Raw genomic sequence first — 7,234 nt, forward strand, 5'->3', positions numbered from 1 at the left:
GGCATGACGCTGGCCGGCAAATACGGCATCGGCATCATCTCGCTGGGCTCGATGTCGACTCAGGGCCTGATGGCGCTGCCGACGCAATGGGGTTTTGCCGAAGACGCGGCGAAGAAGCATGGTACCATCGTCGATCGCGCCAACTGGCGCGTGCTACTGAGCTGGCATATCGCCGAGACGCGCGAACAGGCGGCCCGCGAGGCCGGTCCCGGCCTGATGCGCTGGCACAACGAATACAATGTCGGCACCCTGCAGCGGCCCGGACTGCAGCCGTTTACGTCGCCGGAGGACGCCGTCGAGAAGACCGCGGGCGGCGAGAACGCGGCATCGACCATCGGCAGGCCGGACGATCTGGTGAAGACCATCAAGAACCTGATGGCGGTGTCGGGCGGCGTCGGCACCATCGTCGGCTTTGTGCACGACTGGGCCAATCCGGAGAACACCAGGCGCAGCTGGGACATGGTGGCGCGCTACGTGGTGCCGGAGATCAATGGCTACATTGCTTCGTTACGCAAATCGCAGCAGTTCGTGATCGACAACCGCGAGGTGTTCGAGCGCGCCGGACAGGCGGTGATGGCCAAGATCATGGAAAACGACAAGGCTGCAGCGGCGCTGACGCTCACCGGCCCGGGCCGCGTTGCGATCCCGTTGGTGAATGCGCCGGACCTGCAACAGAAGAAGGCTTGAACAACGCCACCACCAACGCCTCGACCATGGAGGAATGTCATGCGCAACGATCTCGATCCGCTGATCCTCGATTTGCTGGAATGGATCGACCGCGAGCCGCGAAGCTATGCCGAGGTGATCGAGGCGTGGCGCACGTCGTGCCCGCGGCTGACGGTGTGGGAGGATTGCGTCGATCGCGGCCTGGCGACGCGGGAGCATGTGCCGGGACGCGAGGTGTCAGTGAAGCTGACCGATAGTGGCCGGGATTTTCTGCGCGAACGCGGGCGGACGATCCGCAACCGCCGTTCAACTGCCCCTGAAATGAAGGCATCGTAGAATGGGTGGAGCGAAACGATACCCATCAACGCCTGCATGATGGCTTTCGCGGACGGTCGCGCGATCGCGTCCATCCGCTCCACCCATCCTACGGATAACTACTTCCCGTAATAGTCCTGCGTCGTTTCCCACGCCACCGTCTGCAGCAGTGTTGCGGTCGGTGCATCCAGCCCGGCAAGATAGCTGTTGCCGACCGGCGAGCGACCGGTGAGCGCGGTGAACGTCACACAGGCGGCAAGATAGGTCCCGGCCAAGCTCGGATGGCGCTTGTCGGGCTGATAGAGGTTGAGCTCGGGCTGCCTGGCCCGCATCCGCGCAAAGGCTAGTCCGGCCGGGATTACCAGCGCGTTGTTGTCATTGCCCGCGACGGTATAGGCCTCGGCCAGTTGCTGCGTCATTTCCGGCTTGTCTTCATAGGCCCAGGACATGAACAGAATCGGCGTGGCGCTGTGCGAGCGGACGATCTCGCTGTTCTTCCTGGCGTATTCCGTGAATACCGACTTCAGCTGCGGATGGATCGGGCACTGGCTGCAGTCCATCATGACAGCCGCATCGAACAGCTTGCCGGGCGGGTTAAACACCACGACGTTGTTGTCGTCGAAGGAATAGGAGCCAACCGCCTTGGGCCGAAAATAGCTCTCGACGTCATGCCAGTCGAAGCCGGAGCCGCCGATCGTGACCATCGTCGCGCGATAGCGCGCCTTGTTTTCGGGATCGGCGGCCTTTTCCAGCAGTGTCAAATGGCCCGGCAGGCCGTTGTTGTAATAGAAAAAACTGTTGCCGACGAACATCTCGGTCTTCGGGAAATCCGGACCTAGCGTGGTTACTTTCGGCCTGGTCTGCGCCTGCAACGCAACCGGCGCAGCGGCGGCGATTGCCGCAGCGATCAACAGAGTGCTGAGAATTCTGGTCATCGGACGTTTCCTTCGTTTTTGTTGTCGTTGCCTGTAGCACACCGCCGCGCGCGCCGTTGCCCGCGGATTGCAGCCCTACCCCGCGCGCGCCGCAAAGGCCTGCCGCATGGCGGCATAACCCTGCTGCTGCTGGCTCCAGTTGCGACCGCCGGTGACGCCGCCATCGACCAGCAGGTCGGTGCCGTTGATGAAGCTGGAGTCGTCGCTGGCGAGGAACAGCGCGGCCAGAGCGATGTCGTCGGGCAACCCGGCACGCGGGATCGGCTGCGCGGTCTTGAACGCCTCGCGCATCGCCACCGGCGTCCGCTCCGCGGCTTCCACCGACAGCCCCATCGCCTTGGCGAAAATGCCCGTGGCAATGGCGCCCGGGGAGATGCTGTTGACGCGGATGCCGGATTCGCCGAGCTCCATCGCCACGCAGCGGGTGAGATGGATCACCGCCGCCTTCGCCGCGCCATATACCACCGACGACGAGAAGCCGGCCTGGTGGCCGGCAATGCTGCCGTTGTTGATGATGCTACCGGAGCCCTGCCGCTTCATGTGCGGCGCCGCGTGCTTCATCCCCAGCATGACGCTGCGGACCAAAGTCGCCATCGCCGCGTCGAAGCGATCGACATCAAGCCCCTCGATACCACCGGTCTGCGCCGGGCCGCCGGCATTGTTGAACAGGCAGTCGATGCGGCCGAATTTCGCCACCGCGTGGTCGATCAGCGCGCGGATCTGTTCCTCGTCAGTGACATCGGTCTGGCGAAAGCTGCAGGCGTCGCCGAGCCGCGCCGCCAGTGCCTCGCCTTCCGCCGAGCGACGCCCGGCAATGACGACCTTGGCGCCTTCGTGAATAAATATTTCTGCAGTGCGGAGCCCGATACCGCTCGTCGCGCCGGTGATCACCGCCACCTTGTTGTCCAGCCGTCCCATTTCGTTTCCCTCTTTTGTTTCACCGCTGCATTTGACGACGCCGAAGTGCCTGCGGGCAAGGCGAATTTCGCCTTCGGCGTTTCGATAGCAACCTCCACATCACGTCAATTTCTGCGTTAAGCGGCGATCATACCGCATCGCAATCTTCACCCGGCGTCGTCTATCACGATTAAGGAAGTTCTAATTCGCGCATGCGAGATTTGGCCATTGATACCATCACGGCGCATGGTTCGCCGCATTGCCTCGGAGAAATTCAACCGTGAAGCTGTTCAACAATCTGTCGATTTCCGTGAAGCTTGGAATTCTCGTCGGCGTTACCCTGCTGGGCCTGTGCGCCGCCGGCTTGCAGGCGACGCGCCTGGTCGGACAGGAAATGCACACCGCCCGCATGGAGCAGGTCCGCAGCATCGTCGATATCGCGCGCAACGTAGCACTCGGGTTGCAGAAGCAAGTGGAAGCCGGCGAGCTGACCAAGGAAGCCGCGATCCAGGAATTCAGCCGGCGCGCCCGCACCATGAGCTATGATGGCGGCAACGGCTACGTGTTCGCCTACGACATGAACGGGATCGCGCTGGCGACCCCCGATCCGAAGCAGATCGGCACCAACCGGCTGGACGTCGCGGTCAACGGCCGCGCCCTGACCCGCGAACTGCGCGACGGCGTCGCCGCCAAGGGCGATGTCACGCTGTATTATGAATATATGAAGCCCGGCACCACCGATCCGATCCGCAAGTTCTCCTACGCCGTCGCCCTTCCCGGCTGGAATATGTTCGCCGGCACCGGCGCCTACCTCGACGATCTCGACAGCAAGTTGAAGCCGATCATCTGGACACTGGCGCTGTCGATCCTAGGCATCGCGGTCGTCGCCGGCCTGATCGCCTGGTTCGTCGCCCGTGGCATCACCTTGCCGCTCGGCCAGCTCGGCACCCGGATGAAGGATCTCGCCACCGGCCAACTGGCCGCGGAAATCCCCGGCGCGGGCCGCCGCGACGAGATCGGCGCGATGGCCGCGACGGTGCAAGTGTTCAAGGACAATGCGATCCGCATGAAGGGCCTGGAGCAGGAAGAAGCCGCGATGCAGCACCGTGTCGCCGCCGAGCGGACGTCCGCGATGAACAGCCTCGCCGACGGCTTCGAGCGCAGCGTCAACGGCGTGGTCCAGTCGGTGGCCCATTCGGCAGCCGGCATGCAGGCAACGGCGACCTCGATGACCACCACCGCCGGCCAGACCAGCGAACGGGTCGCCAGCGTCAGCCTGGCGTCGGACAAGGCGCTTTCGAACGTCCAGACCGTCGCCGCGGCGGCGGAAGAACTGTCGGCCTCGGTGCAGGAAATTTCGCGTCAGGTCGCGCAGTCCACCGAGATCGCGCGTCAGGCAGTCGGCGAGGCCGACCGTACCAATTCCACCGTGCAGCTACTGTCCGGCGCAGCCGAGAAGATCGGCGTCGTGGTGCAACTGATCCACAACATCGCCACCCAGACCAACCTGCTGGCGCTCAACGCCACCATCGAAGCCGCCCGCGCCGGCGAGGCCGGTCGCGGCTTCGCGGTGGTCGCTTCCGAGGTGAAAGCCCTGGCGACCCAGACCGCCAAGGCCACCGAGGAAATCTCGGCGCAGGTGTCGAGCATGCAATCGACCACCGGCGACGCCGTGCTGGCGATCGGCAGCATCAGCACCACGATCGAGAAGATGAACGAGATCTCGATGGCGATCTCGTCGGCGGTCGAGGAACAGGGTGCCGCGACGCGCGAAATCGCACGCAACATCCAGGCGGCGGCGGCAGGCTCCAGCGAAATCGCCAGTAATATCGGCAGCGTCAATGCCGCGGCATCCGCCACCGGGCAGGCCGCCGGCGAAGTCCTCACCGGCGCCCGCGAACTCGACGGCCAGACCAGCATGCTGCAATCGGCAGTGGCCGAATTCCTCACCAAGGTGCGCGCTGCTTAAGCTCGCCGACAGGCTGGACCGGCGTCCGCGCCGGTCCAGCCGTTACTTCACGCGCTGCGCCAGTTCCATCCGCGCTGCGAGGTCTGCCGCCGGGCGCTGCCCGAGCGCCATCTGCAACTGACCGACATACTGTCGGACGCCGTTGTGGTCGATCACGAACAGCGGATGCACGTTGGGCAGGTCGATATCCTCGACCATCGCCATGCGGCGGTTGTCCAGCAGCCACCAGCGCCCGTCGAGCCGCGCCGCGGTGACGGCGTGATCCTCGTCGTGCAGCCTGTCATGCAGGATCACCAGGCGGAGATCTTCGGCGGCTACGCCGGCGGCACGCAAGGCCACGAATTTGGCAATCGCATAATCTTCGCAGTCGCCGGCACCGACCGCGAGCAGCGCCAGCGGCGAGCGCCACACGTCCGTGTCGCCATAGAGTGCCAGATCGCTGCCCGGACGAACCGCCAGGTTCAGCGCCCGGTTGACGTCGCCGAGCCGGGCACGGCCGCCGCGGGCACGGCCGTCAGCGACGATAGTGAGAAACTGCAAGGCAGCGGGAGACGTACAGCGGCTACGGTCTTCGTCGCAGAGGCTCAGGACCAGCAGTTCGGCCTCGATCTCGCGTTCGACGCCCAGCCATTTGTCGCGCAACACGCGGTCGTAGGCAGCGGTCGCAAGCTGGCCGAACGGCTCATCCGCGGGCACCGCCGGACCGGTGGTCCGGAACGTCATCTCGGGGGCGGCCGGCGCGCTGCCGGCAGCGAGCAGAACCAGACCGAATGCAACGAGAGTGGCGCGGCAGCCGCGCGCGCGGGGGAAGTTTGTCATCTGACGCTCCGGTGTCCGGACATCGGCGGGGTACAGGCCCGCACGTGCCGGATCATTCGAGGCGAGGATGACCGAGGAAATTTGCAGCGCTGTTAAAGCAGGGCGACCGGTGCGCTAAAGCGTCAAATACGCTGAAAACTCGCCTGCTGATTTAGTGATAATTTGAATCAAATGCGGCACCCCGTACCGCGGCGACTGATCCCGTAGTGACGTCGCACGATGCACCCGGCGGCATTCATTTTTTCGCCTTGGTTAACTTAAATTAACCAATGAAGAAGTGGATAACTACAATTAGGCCATCAGCACAGGAGGTTGCGTACCCGTCCACTATCGCATTGCACCCTGCGGTGGTATGCATGGCTACAATATTGTCTGATCTTTAACCATGTGCGGTGGCAGTTGAACTTCACCGGGAAATTTCAGTTCTCCCATTTCGGGACCGATACGCATTCCGGCATCGACCTCGCGGCCGGCGAGGCGGCCGCGACCGGTCACGCCGTCGTGGTTCCCTACGCATCTCTGCTGTTTTCCGGGGACTACAAGCGCGCCGGCGTCGATCTGGTTCTGTCAAAGGACGGTCATGATTACGTCGTGCAGGACTACTTCAAAGGGTCCACACGGGCGACGCTGGCATCTCCAGATGGCGCGCACCTTTCCGGCGATCTCGTCACTGCCCTGACGGGGGAAGTCCAGCTCGCACAGCTCGGCGGCGCCACCGCTGCGGCCCAAGTGATCGGCACCGTCACCAAGCTGACCGGCAGCGCGACCACGATCCGCAACGGCGTGTCGGTCATGCTCAACGTCGGCGACAACGTCCAGAAGGGCGACGTGGTACAGGCCGGCGCGGATTCCGCACTCGGGCTTACGTTCGTTGATGGCACCGTATTCGGCCTGTCGGCCAATGCGCGCATGGTGCTGAACGAGATGGTCTACGATCCCAATGGATCGGCTAACTCCTCGCTGCTCAGCCTAGTCCAGGGCACCATCACCTTCGTCGCCGGCGAAACCGCCAAGCATGGCGACATGCGCGTCGATACGCCGGTGGCTACGATGGGCATCCGCGGCACCGCGGTGCTGGTGGAAATCGGCTTCGAGGTGCCCGGCCAGGGCGGCGCGCCGCCGGTGAAATTCCAGGTGCTGGTCGAGCCCAACGGCGTGATCGGCTCTTATGTGCTGTACAGCAAGACGAGTGGCCAGGCCATCGGGACCGTCAATGCGGCCGGCCAGGTGACCAGCGTGCTCGGTAACGGCGACACGACCACGGGACAGGCCGATCCGCTATCGCCCATGGCGCAGGCCATCATCCAGCAGACGCTGCAGCAGTATTTTCCGAACTACTCGCCGAATCCACGCAGCAACGGAGCCGGCGGATCGGCGCCGGCGAATCCGTTGGACGACCGGATCGACAAACTGCCGAACCTGACGATTGACGAACCGAACCTGGTCCCGATCAAGTTTCCGGGCAACAACAACGGTTCCGACGCGTCGACCACGCTCTTTGTCACTATAATCCCGAGGAACACGGCACCGACGATCGATGTTTCGCCTGTCGTCGTCACGCTGCCTGTCGGCAACACCCATTTCAAGCTCAGCGATCAGGTGACGATCAACGATCCCGACGCGACAAATCCGG

6 protein-coding genes and 1 pseudogene are annotated in these 7,234 nt (G+C 63.8%); 4 read left to right on the forward strand and 3 right to left on the reverse strand.

Going from position 1 to position 7,234, the window contains the following annotated elements; translation table 11 throughout:
- Both JWR89_RS24410 and JWR89_RS24415 read left to right on the forward strand, forming a co-directional pair.
- A pseudogene (locus tag JWR89_RS24410) lies at nt 1-687 on the forward strand (flavin-dependent oxidoreductase); the annotation flags it as partial.
- A 39-nt stretch (nt 688-726) separates the two neighbouring features.
- On the forward strand, nt 727-1,002 hold the full coding sequence (locus JWR89_RS24415; RefSeq protein WP_299720782.1) for a hypothetical protein: 276 nt from the start codon (nt 727-729) through the stop codon (nt 1,000-1,002).
- A gap of 98 nt (nt 1,003-1,100) precedes the next feature.
- On the opposite strand, the gene JWR89_RS24420 is transcribed toward JWR89_RS24415, so the two are convergent.
- Nucleotides 1,101-1,916 carry a DUF4886 domain-containing protein gene (locus tag JWR89_RS24420; protein ID WP_299720783.1) on the reverse strand — a complete coding sequence of 272 codons (816 nt, stop codon included), beginning with the start codon at nt 1,914-1,916 and terminating at the stop codon, nt 1,101-1,103.
- A 75-nt stretch (nt 1,917-1,991) separates the two neighbouring features.
- Nucleotides 1,992-2,834, reverse strand: a complete 843-nt coding sequence (locus JWR89_RS24425; RefSeq protein ID WP_299720784.1) for a glucose 1-dehydrogenase — start codon at nt 2,832-2,834, stop codon at nt 1,992-1,994.
- 259 nt (nt 2,835-3,093) lie between these two features.
- On the opposite strand from JWR89_RS24425, the gene JWR89_RS24430 reads away from it, so the two are divergent.
- Nucleotides 3,094-4,782: a methyl-accepting chemotaxis protein gene (locus JWR89_RS24430; protein ID WP_299720785.1), complete on the forward strand. Its 1,689-nt coding sequence runs from the start codon at nt 3,094-3,096 to the stop codon at nt 4,780-4,782.
- Between the two features lie 42 nt (nt 4,783-4,824).
- Here the strand turns inward: JWR89_RS24430 and JWR89_RS24435 are convergent, their stop codons facing one another.
- Complete coding sequence (locus JWR89_RS24435; protein WP_299720786.1) at nt 4,825-5,601, reverse strand: transglutaminase-like cysteine peptidase; 777 nt, start codon at nt 5,599-5,601, stop codon at nt 4,825-4,827.
- A gap of 456 nt (nt 5,602-6,057) precedes the next feature.
- Between JWR89_RS24435 and JWR89_RS24440 the strand changes: the two genes are divergently transcribed.
- Nucleotides 6,058-7,234 (forward strand): FecR domain-containing protein (locus JWR89_RS24440; protein WP_299720787.1); only part of this gene is annotated, 1,177 nt, incomplete at its 3' end.

The organism is Tardiphaga sp., assembly GCF_028290785.1.
Taxonomy (GTDB): domain Bacteria; phylum Pseudomonadota; class Alphaproteobacteria; order Rhizobiales; family Xanthobacteraceae; genus Tardiphaga.

Excerpts from the sequence above, each read along its gene's own strand:
- JWR89_RS24425 (WP_299720784.1), bottom strand. The coding sequence starts at position 2,834 with ATGGGACGGCTGGACAACAAGGTGGCGGTGATCACCGGCGCGACGAGC.
- JWR89_RS24420 (WP_299720783.1), bottom strand. The coding sequence starts at position 1,916 with ATGACCAGAATTCTCAGCACTCTGTTGATCGCTGCGGCAATCGCCGCC.
- JWR89_RS24435 (WP_299720786.1), bottom strand. The coding sequence starts at position 5,601 with ATGACAAACTTCCCCCGCGCGCGCGGCTGCCGCGCCACTCTCGTTGCA.
- JWR89_RS24415 (WP_299720782.1), top strand. The coding sequence starts at position 727 with ATGCGCAACGATCTCGATCCGCTGATCCTCGATTTGCTGGAATGGATC.